1 protein-coding gene is annotated in these 242 nt (G+C 65.7%); it reads left to right on the top strand.

The window, feature by feature from the left end:
• Positions 1-242 (top strand): IMP dehydrogenase (locus B4F73_RS06785; protein WP_290482829.1); only part of this gene is annotated, 242 nt, incomplete at both ends.

Genomic DNA, 242 nt, shown 5'->3' with positions numbered 1-242 from the left:
TACAAGGCCTATCGCGGCATGGGCAGCCTCGGCGCAATGGCGCGCGGCTCGGCCGACCGCTATTTCCAGAAGGACGCCGCGCAGGAGAAGCTGGTGCCGGAAGGCATTGAAGGCCAGGTGCCGTTCAAGGGCCCGCTCGGTCCGATCATTCACCAGATGGTCGGCGGCCTGCGCGCGGCGATGGGCTATGTCGGCGCCAAGACGATCGACGAGCTGCACGAGAAGGCCGAATTCGTCCAGAT

The sequence above is a fragment of the Hyphomonas sp. UBA3601 genome, assembly GCF_002375605.1.
Taxonomy (GTDB): domain Bacteria; phylum Pseudomonadota; class Alphaproteobacteria; order Caulobacterales; family Hyphomonadaceae; genus Hyphomonas.
This window is presented reverse-complemented; position numbering and strand designations above follow the sequence as displayed.